We start from the raw sequence: 18,277 nt of genomic DNA, 5'->3' as shown, positions 1-18,277 counted from the left end.
CAACTCGTGAAGTAGATGCCTGCCGATGCTTGAAGACTACGTCAAAAAGATCCTCACCTCGCGCGTGTATGACATCGCCGTGGAAACTCCCTTGCAGACTGCCCGCCAGCTCTCCGAGCGGTTGGGCAACAAGGTCTGGCTCAAGCGCGAAGACTTGCAGCCGGTGTTCTCGTTCAAGATTCGCGGCGCCTACAACAAGCTGACCCAATTGAGCAGCGAGGAACGCGCCCGTGGCGTGGTCACGGCATCGGCGGGCAACCATGCCCAGGGCCTGGCCCTGGCGGCCAAGGTGCTGGGGGTCAAGGCCACCATCGTGATGCCCAAGACCACCCCGGAGATCAAGGTCGAAGGCGTGCGCTCGCGGGGCGGCAAAGTGGTGCTGCACGGTGATTCCTTCCCGGAAGCCCTGGCCTACTCGCTCAAGCTGGTCGATGAAAAAGGCTACGTCTACATTCACCCCTACGATGATCCACACACCATTGCCGGGCAGGGCACCGTGGCGATGGAAATCCTGCGCCAGCACCCGGGGCCGCTGGACGCGATTTTCGTACCGGTGGGCGGCGGCGGGCTGATCGCCGGTATTGCGGCGTATGTGAAATACCTGCGTCCGGAAATCAAGATCATCGGCGTCGAGCCGGACGACTCCAACTGCCTGCAAGCCGCCATGGCGGCAGGCGAGCGCGTGGTGCTGCCGACCGTGGGAATCTTTGCCGATGGCGTGGCGGTGGCGCAGATCGGTCAACACACCTTCGACATCTGCAAGGATCATGTGGATGAAGTGATCACCGTCAGCACCGATGAAATCTGCGCGGCGATCAAGGATATCTACGACGACACGCGCTCCATCACCGAGCCGGCAGGCGCGTTGGGCGTGGCCGGGATCAAGAAGTACGTCGAGACTCGCGGCGTCAGCGGCCAGACCTTTGTCGCCATCGACTCTGGCGCCAACGTCAACTTCGATCGCCTGCGCCATGTGGCCGAGCGTGCCGAGCTGGGTGAAGGCCGCGAAGCCATCATCGCGGTAACCATCCCCGAGCAGCCGGGCAGTTTCAAGGCGTTCTGCGAGGCCGTGGGCAAGCGCCAGATCACCGAATTCAATTACCGCTACCACTCTGGCAGCGAAGCGCACATCTTCGTCGGCGTGCAGACCCACCCGGAAAACGATCCGCGCAGCGCACTGATCGCCAGCCTGACCAGCCAGGGTTTCCCCGTGCTGGACCTGACCGAAAACGAACTGGCCAAGTTGCACATTCGCCATATGGTGGGCGGCCATGCGGCCAAAGTCAGCGATGAGGTGGTGTTTCGCTTCGAATTTCCGGAGCGTCCGGGCGCCTTGTTCAACTTTTTGCACAAGCTGGGCGGGCGCTGGAACATTTCGATGTTCCACTATCGCAACCACGGTGCAGCGGACGGGCGTGTGGTCGCCGGGCTGCAAGTGCCGGCGGACGAGCGTCACCTGGTGCCGGCAGCCCTGGCTGAAATCGGCTACCCGTACTGGGATGAAAGCGAAAACCCGGCCTACCAGTTGTTCCTCGGTTGAGCGACTACGCTGACTGAGCGGCCTTTAAGGAATCGAGACCATGGAAACACTGACCACCCTCAAGGTTATCCACATCACCGCCACCGTGTTGCTGCTGCTCAGCGGCCTCGGCCTGGCCGTACTGGCCTGGCGTAAACGCAGTGCCGGCCCGGCGGTCATCGTGCAACGCCCATGGGCGTTCGTGTGGCTGCTGATGGGCATTTGCCTGGTCAGTATGCCGTTCACCGGTTGGTGGCTGGTGCACCTGATCGGCTGGCCCCTGGGGCAAACCTGGATTTTAGGCTCCAGCATCCTCTACACCGTGGCGGCGCTGGCGTGGTTCTGGCTGGTGGCGCGCCTTAATCGCCTGCGCAAAGGTGAGGGCGGCAGCCTGAATTTTACCCTGGTGCTGGCGGTGGTCAGCCTGGTGGGGTTTGTGGCGATTGCAGGGCTGATGGGCGCCAAGCCGGTTTAAAGCGTTAGATCGCGTCGCCTTCATCGCAGGCAAGCCAGCTCCCACAGGGGAATGCATTCCAAATGTGGGAGCTGGCTTGCCTGCGATAGCGTCATCAGCTGCGCAGAGTGATCACCGGCCAGCCCCGCTTCTGCGCTTCAGCGCGCAAATTCGGATCCGGATCCACCGCCACCGGATGCGTCACCTGCTCCAGCAACGGCAAATCATTCATCGAGTCGCTATAGAAGTAGCTGTCTTCCAGGCTGTACCCAGTCTCTTCCAGCCAGCGATTCAAGCGCGTCACTTTGCCTTCTCGAAAGCACGGCACATCAGTGCTGCGCCCGGTGTAGCGGCCGTTTTCCATCTCGCATTCGGTGGCGATCAGGGTGTCAACGCCTAGCCGTGCGGCAATTGGCGCAGTGACGAAGCGGTTGGTGGCGGTGATGATCACCAGCTTGTCGCCCGCGGCGTGGTGCTGGGCCAGCAGTTCCACCGCCTTGGGCAGCACGATCGGCTCGATGCAGTCGCGCATATAGTCGTTGTGCCACTCGTCCAGTTGGGCCATCTCGGTGCGGCCGAGGATTTCCAGGCAGAAGTTCAGGTAAGCGGCGTTATCCAGCTTGCCGGCCAGATAGTCCTGGTAGAACTCGTCGTTGCGGGCCTTGTAGGCCACCGGGTCGAGAATCCCACGCTCACACAGGTAATCGCCCCAGGCGTGATCGCTGTCACCGCCGAGAAGGGTGTTGTCCAAGTCGAATAAAGCCAGGCGCATTGCAGTTACTCGCTGAAAAGTCTGTAAAAAGGCGTCCAGAATACGGTCTTTTCACAAGAGTGCACATAAGGTAAGAAGCCTCGTTGCCGCTGGAACAATCTTTGTGGAACAATGCGGCGACATGCGTTTGCGAGGTTGTTGCCGTGATCGACCCCGATGGTTTCCGTCCTAATGTCGGGATTATTCTTACGAATGATGCCGGACAGGTGCTATGGGCTCGCCGAATCAACCAAGATGCCTGGCAGTTTCCTCAAGGTGGGATAAACCCCGACGAAACCCCTGAAGACGCCTTGTACCGTGAGTTGAACGAAGAAGTCGGCCTTGAGCGTGAAGATGTGCAGATTCTGGCCTGTACCCGTGGCTGGTTGCGCTATCGTTTGCCGCAACGCCTGGTGCGTACCCACAGCCAACCGCTGTGCATCGGCCAGAAGCAGAAATGGTTTCTTTTGCGCCTGATCTCCAACGAGCAGCGGGTGCGGATGGATTTGACCGGTAAACCGGAGTTCGATGGCTGGCGCTGGGTCAGCTATTGGTACCCGTTGGGCCAGGTGGTGACATTCAAGCGCGAGGTTTACCGCCGCGCTCTCAAAGAGCTTGCCCCGCGCCTTTTAGCGCGCGACTGACGACGGAGTTCGACCCCGAGCCATGCTCAATACGCTGCGCAAGATCGTCCAGGAAGTTAACTCCGCCAAGGATCTCAAGGCGGCGTTGGGGATTATTGTGTTGCGCGTCAAGGAAGCCATGGGCAGCCAGGTCTGCTCGGTTTACCTGCTGGACCCCGAGACCAACCGTTTTGTGCTGATGGCCACGGAGGGCTTGAACAAGCGCTCCATCGGCAAGGTCAGCATGGCGCCCAATGAAGGTCTGGTGGGCCTGGTGGGGACGCGTGAAGAACCCCTGAACCTCGAACATGCGGCCGACCACCCGCGTTATCGCTACTTCGCCGAAACCGGTGAAGAGCGCTACGCCTCGTTCCTGGGGGCGCCGATCACCCACCACCGCCGTGTTGTCGGCGTGTTGGTCATCCAGCAAAAAGAACGTCGCCAGTTCGATGAAGGTGAAGAAGCCTTCCTGGTGACCATGAGCGCGCAGTTGGCCGGGGTTATCGCCCACGCCGAAGCCACCGGCTCGATCCGCGGCCTGGGGCGCCAGGGCAAGGGCATCCAGGAAGCCAAGTTCGTCGGCGTGCCCGGTTCGCCGGGTGCTGCAGTGGGTACGGCGGTGGTCATGCTGCCGCCGGCCGACCTCGATGTGGTGCCGGACAAGACCGTCCACGACATCGAAGCCGAAATCAAACTGTTCAAGACCGCCCTGGAAGGCGTGCGCGCCGACATGCGCAACCTGTCGAACAAGCTGGCCACCCAGCTGCGCCCTGAAGAGCGTGCGCTGTTCGACGTGTACCAGATGATGCTCGACGACGCGTCCCTGGGTAACGAAGTCAAAACCGTGATCAAGACCGGCCAGTGGGCCCAGGGCGCGTTGCGCCAGGTGGTCACCGATCACGTCAACCGTTTCGAAATGATGGACGACGCCTACCTGCGCGAGCGGGCTTCGGATGTGCGCGACCTGGGTCGCCGCTTGCTGGCGTACCTGCAGGAAGACCGCAGCACCAACATGGTCTTCCCCGATAACACCATCCTGGTCAGCGAAGAGCTGACGGCCACTCAGCTCGGCGAAGTGCCTGAGGGCAAGCTGGTGGGCCTGGTCTCGGTATTGGGCTCGGGTAACTCCCACGTCGCGATCCTGGCCCGGGCCATGGGCATCCCGACGGTGATGGGCCTGGTGGACCTGCCGTACTCCAAGGTCGACGGCATCGACATGATCGTCGATGGGCATCGCGGCGAGGTATTTACCAACCCCAGCGACGTGCTGCGCAAGCAATACGCCGAAGTGGTGGAAGAAGAGAAGCAACTGGCCCAGGGCCTCGATTCGTTGCGCGAGCTGCCGTGCGTCACCCTCGACGGCCACCGCGTGCCGCTGCTGGTCAACACCGGCCTGCTGGCGGATGTGGCCCGTGCGCAACAACGCGGCGCCGAAGGGGTGGGGCTGTACCGCACCGAAGTGCCGTTCATGATCAACCAGCGTTTTCCGAGCGAGAAGGAGCAGCTGGCGATTTATCGCGAGCAACTGCAGGCCTTCCACCCGCTACCGGTGACGATGCGCAGCCTGGACATTGGCGGCGACAAGTCACTGTCGTATTTCCCCATCAAGGAAGACAACCCCTTCCTTGGCTGGCGTGGCATTCGCGTTACCCTCGACCATCCTGAAATCTTCCTCGTCCAGACCCGCGCCATGCTCAAGGCCAGCGAGGGGTTGAACAACCTGCGTATCCTGCTGCCGATGATCTCCGGCACCCATGAGCTGGAAGAAGCCCTGCACCTGATCCACCGCGCCTGGGGCGAAGTACGCGACGAAGGCGCCGACGTACCGATGCCGCCGATTGGCGTGATGATCGAAATTCCCGCAGCGGTATACCAGGCCAAGGAGTTGGCGCGGCAGGTGGACTTCCTCTCGGTGGGCTCCAACGACCTGACCCAGTACCTGCTGGCGGTGGACCGTAACAACCCACGGGTGGCCGACCTCTACGACTACCTGCACCCGGCGGTGTTGCAAGCGTTGCAACACGTGGTGCGCGACGCCCATGCCGAAGGCAAGCCGGTGAGTATCTGCGGTGAGATGGCTGGTGACCCGGCCGCTGCGGTGTTGCTGATGGCGATGGGCTTTGACAGCCTGTCGATGAACGCCACCAACTTGCCGAAGGTGAAGTGGATGTTGCGCCAGGTTGACCTGGGCATGGCCAAGGATTTGCTCGCGCAGTTGATGACCATCGACAACCCGCAAGTTATCCACAGCTCGTTGCAGTTGGCGCTGAAGAACCTCGGGCTGACCCGGATGATCAACCCGGCCTCGGCGAAAACCCTCTAGACCGAGGCGCCTTCATCGCAGGCAAGCCAGCTCCCACAGGGAACTGCATTCCAAATGTGGGAGCTGGCTTGCCTGCGATGACGTCAGTCCAAGCGCCGTCAGATTTCCAGTTCGACCTCGCCCAGCCGCCCGCCGTGCGGGCCAAAACTACGCTCCAGCATCCTGCGCGTCCCATCGGCATTCACAATCAGCGCCGTGCTGGCCCGTGTCCCATAACTGGGGCTGGCGATAAACACGCTCGATAGCAGGTTTTCGGTCGCCAGGCCTACGCCGGTGTCCGGCAGTTCAGCGAACGGGGCAGTCTGCGGATCGCTCAAAATCCCCAGCAAGGCTTCCGGCTGTGGGTCTTCCAATAACGCGCTGAGCGCAGCCTTGGCTTTGAGCAACTTCGGCCACGGCGTATCCAGCCCGGCATTGGACAGCCCATAGACTCCCGCTGCCAGCAACGTCGGCTCGGTATCATTGGCGTTGTAATGCCACAGCTCATCCCGCGTACCCACCAGCAGGTTAAACCCGGCATATTCAATCGAGCGTCCGTTAACGTCGGCTAAATAGTCATCAATGGGCAGCGATCCACTGAGAAAGCGCGCCACCAGTTCACCCCGCGACTTGCGTGCCGGTGGCTGGTGCGGGTCGCGGATATTGGTCAGCGCAGCAAAACGCCCATCCGCGTTTACACCCAACCAAGTGCCCCCTGCCTCCTGATCGCGGCCAGCGTAGACCTGCGGCGCATCCGGCCACTGGGCCAGCGGCAGGCTGGGGCGGGCATAGAACTCATCGCGGTTGGCCGCGACGATCAGCGGTTGGGCATGGCCCGGTCGCCAGGCGAAAACAATCAGGCACATCGGGTGACCCCTTTTGTGTTTTTGCCACTTTACCCACAGATGTGCAGGCGTTCCATCGTAACGAAGTTGGGCCGTTCACCTTCCATCCGTTAACATGCCGGGCTATTTGGCGTGTATGTGAACTTCTTAATTTGATCTCGCCGCTGTAACGCAGGCTTAATCGCACATCGGCATGGTCCGGTGCGTCATGACTAAATGTTTTAACGAGGAGTCGCAATGCTGCCTTACCCGCAGATCGACCCGGTGGCCCTGGCCATTGGTCCGCTGAAAATCCATTGGTACGGGTTGATGTACCTGATCGGCATCGGCGGCGCCTGGCTGTTGGCTTCCCGGCGCCTGAACCGTTTCGACCCGACCTGGACCAAGGAGAAGCTCTCCGACATGGTGTTCTGGATGTCGATGGGGGTGATCGTCGGCGGGCGCCTGGGGTATGTGCTGTTCTACGACCTGTCTGCGTATATCGCCAACCCGACGCTGATTTTCGAAGTGTGGAAGGGCGGCATGGCATTCCACGGCGGGTTTGTCGGCGTGATGATCGCTGCGTGGTGGTTCGGGCGCCGCAACGGCAAGTCGTTCTTCCAGTTGATGGATTTTGTGGCGCCGTTCGTGCCGATCGGCCTGGGTGCCGGGCGCATTGGCAACTTTATCAACGCCGAGTTGTGGGGCAAGCCAACCGACGTGCCGTGGGCCATGGTGTTCCCGCCGTTCAGCGACCCGGCGCAACTGCCGCGCCACCCGTCGCAGCTGTATCAGTTCGCGTTGGAAGGTGTGGCGCTGTTCCTTATTCTTTACCTCTTCTCGCGCAAGCCACGCCCTACCATGGCCGTGTCGGGCATGTTCGCGCTGTTCTACGGGATTTTCCGCTTTATCGTCGAGTTCGTTCGGGTGCCGGATGCGCAGTTGGGCTACCTGGCGTGGGGCTGGCTGACCATGGGGCAGGTGCTCAGCCTGCCGATGATCCTGGCGGGCCTGGGCATGTTGTGGTGGGCTTACAACCGCCCGCAGCCGCTGAAGAACGCCGCGCTTTAAATTCGAACGCCGAGGTTTGCCCGCCTCGGCTTCAACGATACAGGTACTCAAATGAAGCAATATCTCGAACTGCTGCACGACGTCGTGACCAATGGCCTGACCAAGGGCGACCGCACCGGCACCGGCACCAAGGCCGTGTTCGCCCGTCAGTATCGGCATAACCTGGCCGACGGCTTCCCGCTGCTGACCACCAAGAAACTGCACTTCAAAAGCATCGCCAACGAGCTGATCTGGATGTTGAGCGGCAACACCAACATCAAATGGCTCAACGAAAATGGCGTGAAGATCTGGGATGAGTGGGCCACCGAAGACGGTGACCTGGGCCCGGTGTACGGCGAGCAGTGGACCGCCTGGCCTACCAAGGACGGCGGCACGATCAACCAGATCGACTACATGGTGCACACGCTCAAGACCAACCCCAACAGCCGCCGCATCCTGTTCCACGGCTGGAACGTCGAGTACCTGCCGGACGAAACCCAGAGCCCGCAGGAAAACGCGCGCAACGGCAAGCAAGCCCTGCCGCCGTGCCACTTGCTGTATCAGGCGTTCGTGCATGACGGCCATCTGTCGATGCAGCTGTATATCCGCAGCTCTGACGTATTCCTGGGGCTGCCGTATAACACCGCCGCGCTGGCGTTGCTGACCCATATGCTGGCCCAGCAATGCGACCTGATCCCTCACGAGATCATTGTCACCACTGGCGACACCCACGCTTACAGCAACCACATGGAACAGATCCAGACCCAGTTGGCGCGCACGCCGAAAAAGCTGCCGGAGCTGGTGATCAAGCGCAAGCCTGCTTCGATCTACGACTACAAGTTCGAAGACTTCGAGATCGTGGGCTACGACGCCGACCCGAGCATCAAGGCCGACGTGGCTATCTAACGGCCCATCGCGGTAAAAAACTGTGGGAGCTGGCTTGCCTGCGATAGCGGAGTGTCAGGCGACATCAATGTCGCGGGCCCGCCGCTATCGCAGGCAAGCCAGCTCCCACATGGGTTGCGTGTTCGCTTGAGTTTAGTGGCCGTGGCTTCGGCCCACATGCGAAGGCTCGGCCTCACTGGCCGCAATCCCGCCGCTGACTTCCAACTGCTGCAAGATCCCGCACTGGTTCCCACCGCCGCAACGTTGGCGCAGGTCCAGCAGTTGTTCCTGCAAGGCCAACAATCCGTCGATCCGCGCTTTCACGTGGTGGATATGTTCGTCGATCAACGCATTCACGCTTTCGCACTGGTCCTGGGGGCTGTCGCGTAGCCCTAACAGGCTGCGGATTTCTTCGAGGGTCATGTCCAGGCTGCGGCAGTTGCGAATAAAGATCAGCCGCTCGGTGTGCGCCTGGGTATAGACCCGGTAGTTGCCCTCAGTGCGCGCAGGCGGTGGCAGCAGGCTTTCCTTCTCGTAATAACGGATGGTTTCCACCGGGCAGTCGGTGAGTTTGGCCAGTTCGCCGATCTTCATCGCAGCAATCTCCAAATGGGTGCTTGACCCTATAGTGGCTACAGGGTCTTTACTTGGCAACAGGCACCTTTACGGACGCGACCTGATGAGCCACTCCATTCACACCCCGCACAAGTACGACCACAAGCACGATCATGACCATGCTCATGACCACCCGCACGATCATGGTCACGATCACCCACATGATCACGCCCCGGCAAAACTCACGCCGGTGGATAGCCACGGCCACTCAGGCTCCTGCTGTTCCGGCGCTGCCGGGCCTGCCGTGGTGACCCTGAGCGAAGCGCCCACCGCGGGCTCGCGCCTGAGCACTTTCCGCATCGAAGCCATGGACTGCCCCACCGAGCAGACGCTGATCCAGAACAAACTGGGCAAGCTCGCCGGCGTGCAGCAACTGGAATTCAACCTGATCAACCGCATCCTCGGTGTCACCCATGACCTGCCGAGCACGGCGCCGATCATTGCGGCGATCAAGTCCATCGGTATGCAGGCCGACCCTATCGAGGAAGGCAGCCCCACCGCCGCGCCGCCGGCCAAGAAGCATTGGTGGCCATTGGCAGTGTCGGGCGTGGGCGCCCTGGGTGCCGAAGTGCTGCACTTCACCGGTGTGGCACCGACTTGGGTGATCGCACTGGTGGCGCTGGTGTCGATCCTCAGCGGCGGCTTGACCACCTACAAAAAGGGCTGGATTGCCCTGAAAAACCTCAACCTGAACATCAACGCGCTGATGAGCATCGCGGTGACCGGCGCCATCCTGATTGGTCAGTGGCCGGAAGCGGCGATGGTGATGTTCCTGTTTACAGTGGCCGAGTTGATTGAGGCCAAGTCCCTGGACCGGGCGCGCAATGCCATCAGCGGCTTGATGCAGATGACCCCGGAGCAGGCCACCGTGCGCCAGGCTGACGGTTCATGGATGGAACAAGAGGTCAAAAGCATTGAGCTTGGTGCGATCGTTCGAGTAAAACCCGGCGAGCGTATCGGCCTGGACGGTGAAGTCACTGCCGGTCAATCCACCATCGATCAGGCACCTATCACCGGGGAAAGCCTGCCGATTGAAAAGACCATCGGCGATAAAGTCTTCGCCGGCACCATCAACCAGGCCGGTTCCCTGGAGTACAAAGTCACTGCGGCGGCCAACAACTCGACCCTGGCGCGAATCATCCACGCCGTGGAACAAGCCCAAGGCGCACGGGCGCCGACCCAGCGCTTTGTCGACAGTTTTTCCAAGGTCTACACCCCGGCGGTGTTCCTGTTTGCCCTGGGTGTGGCGGTGATTCCGCCGCTGTTCATGGCGGGCGTGTGGTTCGACTGGATCTATCGCGCCCTCGTGCTGCTGGTGGTGGCATGCCCGTGTGCCTTGGTGATCTCCACACCGGTGACCATCGTCAGCGGCCTGGCCGCCGCAGCGCGCAAAGGCATCCTGATCAAGGGCGGCGTGTACCTGGAGGGCGGTTACAAGCTCGACTACCTGGCGCTCGACAAGACCGGCACCATCACCCACGGCAAACCGGTGCAAACCGATTACCTGCCGCTGTTCCCGAATCTTGAAGGCAGCGCCCCGGCCCTGGCCGCCAGTTTGGCCGGGCGTTCCGACCACCCGGTGTCCCTGGCGATCGCCAACGCAGCTGTGGATAAAAACCTGGCGCTTCACGTTGTGGATAACTTCGAGGCCCTGGCCGGGCGCGGTGTGCGCGGCGACATCAACGGCCAGACCTATCACTTGGGCAACCACCGCCTGGTGGAAGACCTCGGCCTGTGCTCAGAGGCGCTGGAAGAAAAACTCTTCGCCCTGGAAAAACAAGGCAAGTCCGTCGTGCTACTGCTGGACAAGTCCGGCCCCCTGGCGCTTTTCGCCGTGGCCGACACGGTCAAGGACAGTAGCCGCGAAGCCATCCAGCAACTTCACGACCTGGGCATCAAAACCCTGATGCTTACCGGCGACAACACCCACACCGCCCAGGCGATTGCGACCCAAGTCGGCATCGACCAGGCCCAGGGTGACCTGTTGCCCACCGACAAGCTGCAAGCCATCGAAACCCTCTACGGCCAAGGCCATCGGGTGGGCATGGTCGGCGATGGCATCAACGATGCTCCAGCCCTGGCGCGGGCCGAGATCGGCTTTGCCATGGCAGCGGCGGGCACTGACACGGCTATCGAGACTGCCGACGTGGCGCTGATGGATGATGATCTGCGCAAGATTCCGGCTTTCATTCGGCTGTCGCGGCAAACGTCGAGTATCCTCAAGCAGAACATCGCCCTGGCGCTGGTGATCAAGGCGATTTTCCTGGCCGTGACCTTCATGGGCATGGCGACCATGTGGATGGCGGTCTTCGCCGACATGGGCGTGAGTTTGCTGGTGGTGTTCAATGGCCTGCGCCTGTTGCGCAAATAGAGGATGAGAGGGTGGTGTGCTGAGTGCTGAGTTAAAGGCGTTTTTCATGGTCGCCCGCCTGGGCAGTATCACCCAGGCGGCGAAAAAACTCGGCCTGAGCCAGCCCACGGTGACCACCCAGATTCGCAACCTGGAAAGCCAATACGGCGTTGAGCTGTTCTATCGCGGCGGCCGTCGCCTGACGGTCAGCGACGAAGGTGCGCGGCTGTTGCCGATGGTCAAGACGCTGTTGCAGCAGGAAGCGGATATCGAGTTTTTCCTGCGCAACAATGGTCAGGTCCAGGGCGCGCTGCGGATTGCCGCGACGGCGCCGTATTACATTCTCGACCTGGTCAAAGCCTTTCGTGAACGCCTGCCGCACGTGGAAGTGTCGGTGGAAATCGGCAACTCCCAGCAGGTGCTCGAAGCGTTGGATGATTACCGCGTCGACGTTGCGGCCTCTTCGCAATTGCTGGACGACCCGCGCCTGATCCGCCGCGTGCTGGGCACCGACCCGCTGGTGCTGGCGGTACATCGCAATCACCCGTTGGCCAAGCTTGAGCATGTGTCGTTGAGCGCGCTGGCCGGGCATACGCTGTTGATGCGTGAAGCCGGCTCCACCACCCGCAGGCTGACCGAAGAGCTTTTGAAGAGCGGCGGCGTAGGGTATGGGCCGTTGCTGGAGATTGGCAGCCGTGAGTCGATTCGCGAGGCGGTGCTGCGCAATATCGGCATCAGCATCATTGCTCGCCAGGAAGTGCCCCATGATCCGCAATTGCGTGTGCTGACCATCGAGAATGCGCCGCAGATTCCGGAGTATCTGTATTGCCTCAAAGAGCGTAAAGGTGCACGGCTGCCGGCGGCATTCCTTGGCCTGGCTCAGGAAATGTCGCCAATTTAAGTTCTGCGGCTGGCTTGAGGGCCAATCGGGAGCAAGCCCCCACCCACATTTTGACCGCATTCTCATGTTGGAACCCGGTCACTGTGGGAGGGGGCTTGCTCCCGATTGCGGTAGGCCAGGCAACTCAGCTCCATGAGTCCTACACAAATCCACCAATACCACTATCACCCCGTTTTGCCTTTCTGCCACACCAACTACGCATTGCCTCCCTAGCATGGCCTTCATCCGTTCGATGAGGTGCCTTGCATGAACACAGCCCTGACCCAACCCGGCGCGCCCATGAAGGTGCGCGGGATCCAGAAACGCTTTGGCGCTTTCACCGCGCTGGACAACGTGTCCCTGGACGTCGCCGCCGGCGAGCTGGTGTGCCTGCTGGGCCCGTCCGGTTGCGGCAAGACCACGTTGTTGCGCTGCATCGCCGGCCTGGAGCGTCAGGACAGCGGTGAGCTTTACCTGGGCGAGCGGGACGTTTCCCTGCTGCCGCCCCAGGCGCGAGACTACGGCATCCTGTTTCAGTCCTACGCGCTGTTCCCCAATCTCACGGTTGAAGCAAACATCGGCTACGGCCTCACAGGCAGCGGCCGCGATGAAGTGCGCAAGCGCGTCGGGCAGATGCTTGAACTGGTCGGTTTGGTCGGCAGCGAAAAGAAATACCCCGGCCAACTCTCCGGCGGCCAGCAGCAGCGCGTCGCTCTGGCCCGTGCATTGGCGCCGGCCCCTTCGTTATTACTGCTGGATGAACCGATGTCGGCCCTCGACGCCCGTGTGCGCGAGCATTTGTGCACCGAGCTGCGCCAATTGCAGCGGCGCCTGGGTATTACCACCTTGATGGTGACCCACAACCAGGACGAAGCCATGTTGATGGCCGACCGCATTGCCGTGATGAATAACGGTAAGGTTGAGCAGTACGCCACGCCCCAGGAGATCTACGACCGCCCGGCCACGCCGTTCGTGGCCGAGTTTGTCGGCCAGGGCAACTGGTTGCCGTTCAGCCGTAGCAGCGCCAGCCATGCCCAGGTCGGCGGAATGAATATGCGCCTGGCCGACGATGCGGGTGTGGCCCGGTCCGGCCGCCTGTTCTGTCGCCCGGAAGCGATCAGCGTCAACCCGACGGTGCATGAAGAGAACCTGTTCCCGGCCAAGGTTCGCGAAATTACCTTCCTCGGCAACCGCTGCCGCATGAGCTTTGAGCTGGAACAGTTGCCGGGCCATCCGTTGCTGGCCGAACTGGCACCCGAAGCCATGCCGCGCCTGGGTGCCCAGGACATCTGGGTGGCCTTGCCGCCGCGCAGCCTGCAGGTGTTTGCCTGAGATGGCCGCCGTCATGACATTGCCGGTACCGCGTCAGGTGTCCCGCGCCGAGTGGGGCGACCGTCTCTTTGTGGTCGGCGGCAAATGGCTCTGGCTCGGCCTGTTGGTGGTGGCGGTCCTGCTGCCGTTGCTGGCGATCTTCTGGCGCGGCTTCAGCAGCGAAGCCGGGCAGGGCGGTGGCCTGGTGGCAGCGCGGGAACTGTTGACCAGCGCCAACTTCCACTGGTTGCTGGGAAATAGCCTGAAAGTTTCCCTCAGTGTGGCGGCCATCGTCGTACCGCTGGCTTACCTGTTTGCCTACGCCCTGCAACGCACGTTGATTCCCGGCAAGACCGTCTGGCGCGGTTTGTCATTGCTGCCCTTGATGGCGCCGTCGATGCTGCCGGGCATTGCCCTGGTCTATCTGTTCGGCAACCAGGGCATGTTGCGCGGTTTGCTCTCGGACAATATCTACGGCTTCTGGGGCATTGTGCTCGGTGAAGTGATCTACACCTTTCCCCATGCCTTGATGATCTTGCTCTCGGCGCTGTCCCTGGCGGATGCACGCTTGTTCGATGCGGCGTCGAGCATGGGCGCCAGCCCGGCCCGGGCGTTTCGCAGCATCACCTGGCCGGCCACGCGCCAGGCGGTGTTCGCCGCGTTCTGCCTGGTGTTTACCCTGACCATCACCGACTTCGGTGTGCCGGTGGTGGTGGGCGGTGATTACCAGGTGTTGGCGCTGGAAGCCTACAAGGCGGTGGTCGGTCAGCAACAGTTCGGGCGCGGCGCGTTGATCGGCATGGTGTTGCTGCTGCCGGCACTGTTCAGCTTCGGCGTGGATGCCTGGTTGCGCCGTCGGCATGGCGACTCGATGAGCGGTCGCGCCCAGGTGTTTCTGCCCGCGCCATCGCGGCTGCGCGACGGTTGCTACCTGGCCATCGTGTTGCTGATTTGCGCGGTGTTGCTGCTGGTGTTCGGCATGGCGGTGTATTCGTCGCTGGTGAAGTTCTGGCCGTACAACCTGTCGCTATCGCTCAACCACTACCAGTTCGAAGACACCGCCGGCGGCGGCTGGCTGGCCTACCGCAACAGCCTGACCATGGCGCTGTGCACGGCGTTGATCGGCAGTGTGTTGATCTTCACCGGTGCCTACCTGATGGAGAAGACCAAGGGCCAGAAGGGCCTGAACCTGGCGCTGCGCATGCTCAGCTTCGTACCGATGGCGGTGCCGGGGCTGGTGCTCGGCTTGGGCTACGTGTTCTTTTTCAACCTCAACGGCAACCCGCTGCACGTGTTCTACGGGAGCATGGCGTTGCTGGTGGTGTGCACCATTGCGCACTACCTGACCACCGCGCAGATGACCGCGACCACCGCCCTGCGCCAGCTGGACGCCGAGTTCGAAGCGGCGGCGTTGTCGCTCAAGGCGCCGTTGTACCGCCACTATTGGCGCGTCACGGTGCCGATCTGCCTGCCGGCGCTGCTGGATATCCTGCGCTACCTGTTTGTGTCGGCGATGACCACCGTGTCCGCCGCGATCTTTCTCTACAGCCCCGACACCATCCTCGCCGCCGTCGCCGTGCTGAACATGGACGACGCCGGCAACGTGGGCGGCGCGGCGGCCATGTCGACCCTGATCCTGTTCACCTCAGTCGGCGTCTCGCTGTTGCTGGCGTGGGCCTCACGTGGTGCGCTGCGTCGCTCCCAAGCCTGGCGCCAGACCGCGCCCGGCCAATAAAACATCCCTGAAGGAGGTGCTCCATGTTCAAGCCCCTGGCGCTGGTCGCTGCGGTACTCACGGCATTCAGCCTGAATGCCTTCGCCAAGACCGAGTTGACCGTGTACACGGCCCTCGAAGCCGAGCAATTGAAGACCTACAAAAAAGCCTTCGAGCAGGCCAACCCCGACATCGAGATCAAGTGGGTACGCGATTCCACCGGCATTATCACCGCCAAGCTGCTGGCTGAAAAAGACCGCCCGCAAGCTGACGTGGTGTGGGGCTTGGCCGCCTCCAGCCTGGCGATCCTCGACCAGCAGGGGATGCTGGACAACTACGCGCCCAAGGACCTGGACAAGATCGGCCAGCACTACCGCGACGCCGCCAACCCGCCCGCCTGGGTCGGCATGGACGTGTGGGCCGCGACCATCTGCTTCAACACCATCGAAGCCGAAAAGCTGGGCCTGACCAAACCGGTGAGCTGGCAGGACCTGACCAAGCCTGAATACAAGGGCAAGATCGTGATGCCTAACCCGGCATCGTCCGGCACGGGCTTTCTGGATGTCAGTGCCTGGTTGCAGACCTTCGGCGAGAAGCAGGGCTGGCAGTACATGGACGACCTGCACCAGAACATCGGCCAGTACGTTCACTCCGGCTCCAAGCCGTGCAAGTTGGCGGCGTCCGGTGAGTTCCCGATTGGTATTTCCTTTGAATACCCGGCGGTTCAGCTCAAACGCCAGGGTGCGCCGCTGGACATCATCCTGCCGAAAGAGGGCCTGGGCTGGGAGATCGAAGCCACCGCCGTAGTCAAGGGCAGTGCACACGCCGATGCGGCAAAAAAACTCGCTGACTTTTCCGCCAGCCCAGCGGCGATGGAGCTGTACAAGGCTAACTTCGCCATCCTCGCCCAGCCGGGTATCGCCAAGCCGCAGACCGAATTGCCGGCCGACTACGAGCAGCGCCTGATCAAGAACGACTTTGCCTGGGCCTCGAAAAACCGCGACAGCATCCTGACTGAATGGCGCAAGCGCTATGACGGTAAGTCGGAGAAGGTGGCGGGTCAGTAAGGTTTTCGTTAGGGCTTATGGCCCCTTCGCAGGCAAGCCAGCTCCCACATTTGAAGGTATTCACACATCAAAATGTGGGAGCTGGCTTGCCTGCGATAGCGGCTTCGAATTCAGGACATCATTCCATGACACACCACAGCGACCTGCTGATCATCGGCGCCGGCATTCTCGGCCTGTCCCACGCTTATGCCGCCGCCAAACGCGGCCTCAAGGTCAAGGTGTTCGAGCGCAGCGCCACGCCATTGGGCGCCTCGGTGCGCAACTTCGGTCAGGCGCTGGTCACCGGTCAACCGCCGGGCCAGATGCTCGACCTGGCGCGGGAAAGCCGTGATATCTGGGCACAGTGGGCGCAGTTGGCTGGTCTGCAGCTCAAACGCAACGGTTCATATCTGTTCGCCCGCACCGAAGCCGAAGAGCATCTGTTGGAAGCCTTCTGCAGCGCTCGTGCGCAGGAACACGGCTATAACGTGGAGCTGCTGCAAGGCGCTGCGATGAAGGATCTGTACGCCGGCCAGTTCCGCCATCACCGCGCCGCGTTGCATGGCAAAGACGACCAGCAACTGTATTCCCGCGAGGCGATCCCGGCGCTGATCCAGTACCTGAGTCAGGCGTTGAAGGTGGAGTTTCACTTTTCCACTCTGGTGCGCGACGTCGAACCGGGCCAATTGCACAGCACGGCCGGCAGCTTTCGCGGCGAGCAGATCATCGTCTGCTCCGGCCACGACTATCAGACCCTGTTGGCCGAATCCATCGCCCCGCTCAACCCGCAAACCTGCCGCCTGCAAATGCTGCGCGCCCGGCCGGCGGTCAACCTGAACCTGCAACACGCCCTGCTCACCGGCCTGAGCTGCGTGCACTACGGCGCCTTCGCCGACCTGCCGGAGGCTGCCGCAGTGCAGGCGCAGATCCTGCGCGAAACACCGTACCTGCAGGAGCACGGCATTCACCTGTTGATCAGCCCTACACCCCATGGCGAACTGATCATTGGCGACTCCCACCATTACGACAGCGACCCGTCGCCCTTCAATGCCGAGCGGGTAGATGACTGGATGATCGAGCTGGCCGAACAGACCCTGGGCTGCAAAATCCAGGTGGTCGAACGCTGGCAAGGCGTCTACGGCGCTCGCGGGCCCGGGCCGTTCTCGTTTGTGCAGGCAGCACCCGGTGTCAGCGCTGCGTTGATGCACACCGGCGTGGGCATGAGCGTGGGGCCGGCGATGGCCGAGCGAAATATCAGTACCTTGTGGGGAGAGACGTGATGAGCCCGGTGCTCGACCTTGATGTACTCAAGGCCAAGGCGGCGAGGCTACTGGCAGCGAAGATGGGCCTTACACAATAAGCCGATACGCCGCCTGGAGCCCTTGTTGTTACCTCACTAAGGTGCTTGCTTCACCCATTAAGAGAGCAACACTGATGCACTATTTGAAAGCCATCGCCCAAGACCTGCAAGGCAACGGTCATGCCGATACGGTCATTTTGCATTTCTATCAGCAACGGCCGGGTCGTCCCGATGAGCTGATCCACGATATCGTCGGACAGGAAATGACCTCGAATGCAAAATGGGGAGGGCATAGTAAACCCGGTTCGCTGGACCTGGATAAGCGCCGGATCGCGACTTTCGCCGACAGCTTCGTGAAACTCAATTGGTTTAACCCGGCAAGCCATTGGCAGTGTGCGCTCGTCATCTATGTGGATGATTTCAGCGACGCGGGACGGCCGGATTCGGTGAGGCTGGAGTTCCGTGAGAGCAAGGTGTCCGAGGGGAAAACATTACTGGTCTCCAGAACCATGGACTATGACGTCGACAGCGACAGCGTGTTGGAAACCGCTACCACCAATAGTGATATCGACCGCAACGGGGTAGCTGAAAACGCTGATAAAGAACTGGTTCGCTCGCTATGCAAGGCGTTCCTGGGGTTGAATTGGTGAGCG

Annotated in this window: 16 protein-coding genes; 13 read left to right on the top strand and 3 right to left on the bottom strand. The window is 61.5% G+C overall.

Features of this window, described 5'->3' with window-relative positions; genetic code table 11:
- Nucleotides 1-25 precede the first annotated feature (25 nt).
- Together ilvA and E4P00_RS03465 are read left to right on the top strand one after the other, a co-directional pair.
- Nucleotides 26-1,540, top strand: a complete 1,515-nt coding sequence (ilvA, locus tag E4P00_RS03470) for a threonine ammonia-lyase, biosynthetic (protein WP_032878878.1) — start codon at nucleotides 26-28, stop codon at nucleotides 1,538-1,540.
- A gap of 40 nt (nucleotides 1,541-1,580) precedes the next feature.
- Entirely contained in the window at nucleotides 1,581-1,994 is a 414-nt protein-coding gene (locus E4P00_RS03465) for a DUF2269 family protein (protein WP_078822576.1), read from the top strand.
- 94 nt (nucleotides 1,995-2,088) lie between these two features.
- On the opposite strand, the gene E4P00_RS03460 is transcribed toward E4P00_RS03465, so the two are convergent.
- A complete protein-coding gene (locus E4P00_RS03460; protein WP_032878883.1) occupies nucleotides 2,089-2,745 on the bottom strand; it encodes an HAD family hydrolase in 657 nt (218 codons plus the stop codon).
- A 143-nt stretch (nucleotides 2,746-2,888) separates the two neighbouring features.
- On the opposite strand from E4P00_RS03460, the gene E4P00_RS03455 reads away from it, so the two are divergent.
- Together E4P00_RS03455 and ptsP are read left to right on the top strand one after the other, a co-directional pair.
- Nucleotides 2,889-3,368: an RNA pyrophosphohydrolase gene (locus E4P00_RS03455; RefSeq protein ID WP_003176750.1), complete on the top strand. Its 480-nt coding sequence runs from the start codon at nucleotides 2,889-2,891 to the stop codon at nucleotides 3,366-3,368.
- Nucleotides 3,369-3,390: 22 nt separating this feature from the next.
- Nucleotides 3,391-5,670, top strand: coding sequence for a phosphoenolpyruvate--protein phosphotransferase (gene ptsP / locus E4P00_RS03450; RefSeq protein ID WP_248130646.1), 2,280 nt, complete (start codon nucleotides 3,391-3,393; stop codon nucleotides 5,668-5,670).
- Nucleotides 5,671-5,768: 98 nt separating this feature from the next.
- Here the strand turns inward: ptsP and E4P00_RS03445 are convergent, their stop codons facing one another.
- A complete protein-coding gene (locus tag E4P00_RS03445; protein WP_248130645.1) occupies nucleotides 5,769-6,515 on the bottom strand; it encodes an NRDE family protein in 747 nt (248 codons plus the stop codon).
- 216 nt (nucleotides 6,516-6,731) lie between these two features.
- Between E4P00_RS03445 and lgt the strand changes: the two genes are divergently transcribed.
- Together lgt and E4P00_RS03435 are read left to right on the top strand one after the other, a co-directional pair.
- The gene (lgt, locus tag E4P00_RS03440) at nucleotides 6,732-7,544 is read left to right on the top strand and encodes a prolipoprotein diacylglyceryl transferase (RefSeq protein WP_005792329.1); all 813 of its coding nucleotides are present in this window, start codon (nucleotides 6,732-6,734) and stop codon (nucleotides 7,542-7,544) included.
- Between the two features lie 51 nt (nucleotides 7,545-7,595).
- Nucleotides 7,596-8,429 carry a thymidylate synthase gene (locus E4P00_RS03435; protein ID WP_005792328.1) on the top strand — a complete coding sequence of 278 codons (834 nt, stop codon included), beginning with the start codon at nucleotides 7,596-7,598 and terminating at the stop codon, nucleotides 8,427-8,429.
- A gap of 132 nt (nucleotides 8,430-8,561) precedes the next feature.
- Here the strand turns inward: E4P00_RS03435 and cadR are convergent, their stop codons facing one another.
- Entirely contained in the window at nucleotides 8,562-9,002 is a 441-nt protein-coding gene (gene cadR, locus E4P00_RS03430; protein ID WP_005792326.1) for a Cd(II)/Pb(II)-responsive transcriptional regulator, read from the bottom strand.
- Nucleotides 9,003-9,087: 85 nt separating this feature from the next.
- On the opposite strand from cadR, the gene E4P00_RS03425 reads away from it, so the two are divergent.
- The 7 genes from E4P00_RS03425 to E4P00_RS03395 all read left to right on the top strand — a co-directional run bounded on the left by E4P00_RS03425 (nucleotide 9,088) and on the right by E4P00_RS03395 (nucleotide 18,274).
- Nucleotides 9,088-11,394, top strand: a complete 2,307-nt coding sequence (locus E4P00_RS03425; protein WP_248130644.1) for a heavy metal translocating P-type ATPase — start codon at nucleotides 9,088-9,090, stop codon at nucleotides 11,392-11,394.
- A 16-nt stretch (nucleotides 11,395-11,410) separates the two neighbouring features.
- Nucleotides 11,411-12,274, top strand: coding sequence for a LysR family transcriptional regulator (locus E4P00_RS03420; RefSeq protein ID WP_005792324.1), 864 nt, complete (start codon nucleotides 11,411-11,413; stop codon nucleotides 12,272-12,274).
- Nucleotides 12,275-12,520: 246 nt separating this feature from the next.
- On the top strand, nucleotides 12,521-13,585 hold the full coding sequence (locus E4P00_RS03415) for a putative 2-aminoethylphosphonate ABC transporter ATP-binding protein (RefSeq protein ID WP_078822573.1): 1,065 nt from the start codon (nucleotides 12,521-12,523) through the stop codon (nucleotides 13,583-13,585).
- A gap of 1 nt (nucleotide 13,586) precedes the next feature.
- Nucleotides 13,587-15,299, top strand: coding sequence for a putative 2-aminoethylphosphonate ABC transporter permease subunit (locus E4P00_RS03410; protein WP_032878889.1), 1,713 nt, complete (start codon nucleotides 13,587-13,589; stop codon nucleotides 15,297-15,299).
- A gap of 23 nt (nucleotides 15,300-15,322) precedes the next feature.
- Nucleotides 15,323-16,345, top strand: a complete 1,023-nt coding sequence (locus E4P00_RS03405; RefSeq protein ID WP_103734216.1) for a putative 2-aminoethylphosphonate ABC transporter substrate-binding protein — start codon at nucleotides 15,323-15,325, stop codon at nucleotides 16,343-16,345.
- Nucleotides 16,346-16,470: 125 nt separating this feature from the next.
- Complete coding sequence (locus E4P00_RS03400) at nucleotides 16,471-17,604, top strand: TIGR03364 family FAD-dependent oxidoreductase (RefSeq protein ID WP_248130643.1); 1,134 nt, start codon at nucleotides 16,471-16,473, stop codon at nucleotides 17,602-17,604.
- Between the two features lie 154 nt (nucleotides 17,605-17,758).
- The gene (locus E4P00_RS03395) at nucleotides 17,759-18,274 is read left to right on the top strand and encodes a hypothetical protein (RefSeq protein WP_032878892.1); all 516 of its coding nucleotides are present in this window, start codon (nucleotides 17,759-17,761) and stop codon (nucleotides 18,272-18,274) included.
- Nucleotides 18,275-18,277 lie beyond the last annotated feature (3 nt).

The sequence above is a fragment of the Pseudomonas sp. B329 genome (genome assembly GCF_023127835.1).
Classification (GTDB): domain Bacteria; phylum Pseudomonadota; class Gammaproteobacteria; order Pseudomonadales; family Pseudomonadaceae; genus Aquipseudomonas; species Aquipseudomonas synxantha_A.
Note: the sequence above shows the minus strand (reverse complement) of the source record. Positions and strands in the feature narration are given on the sequence as shown.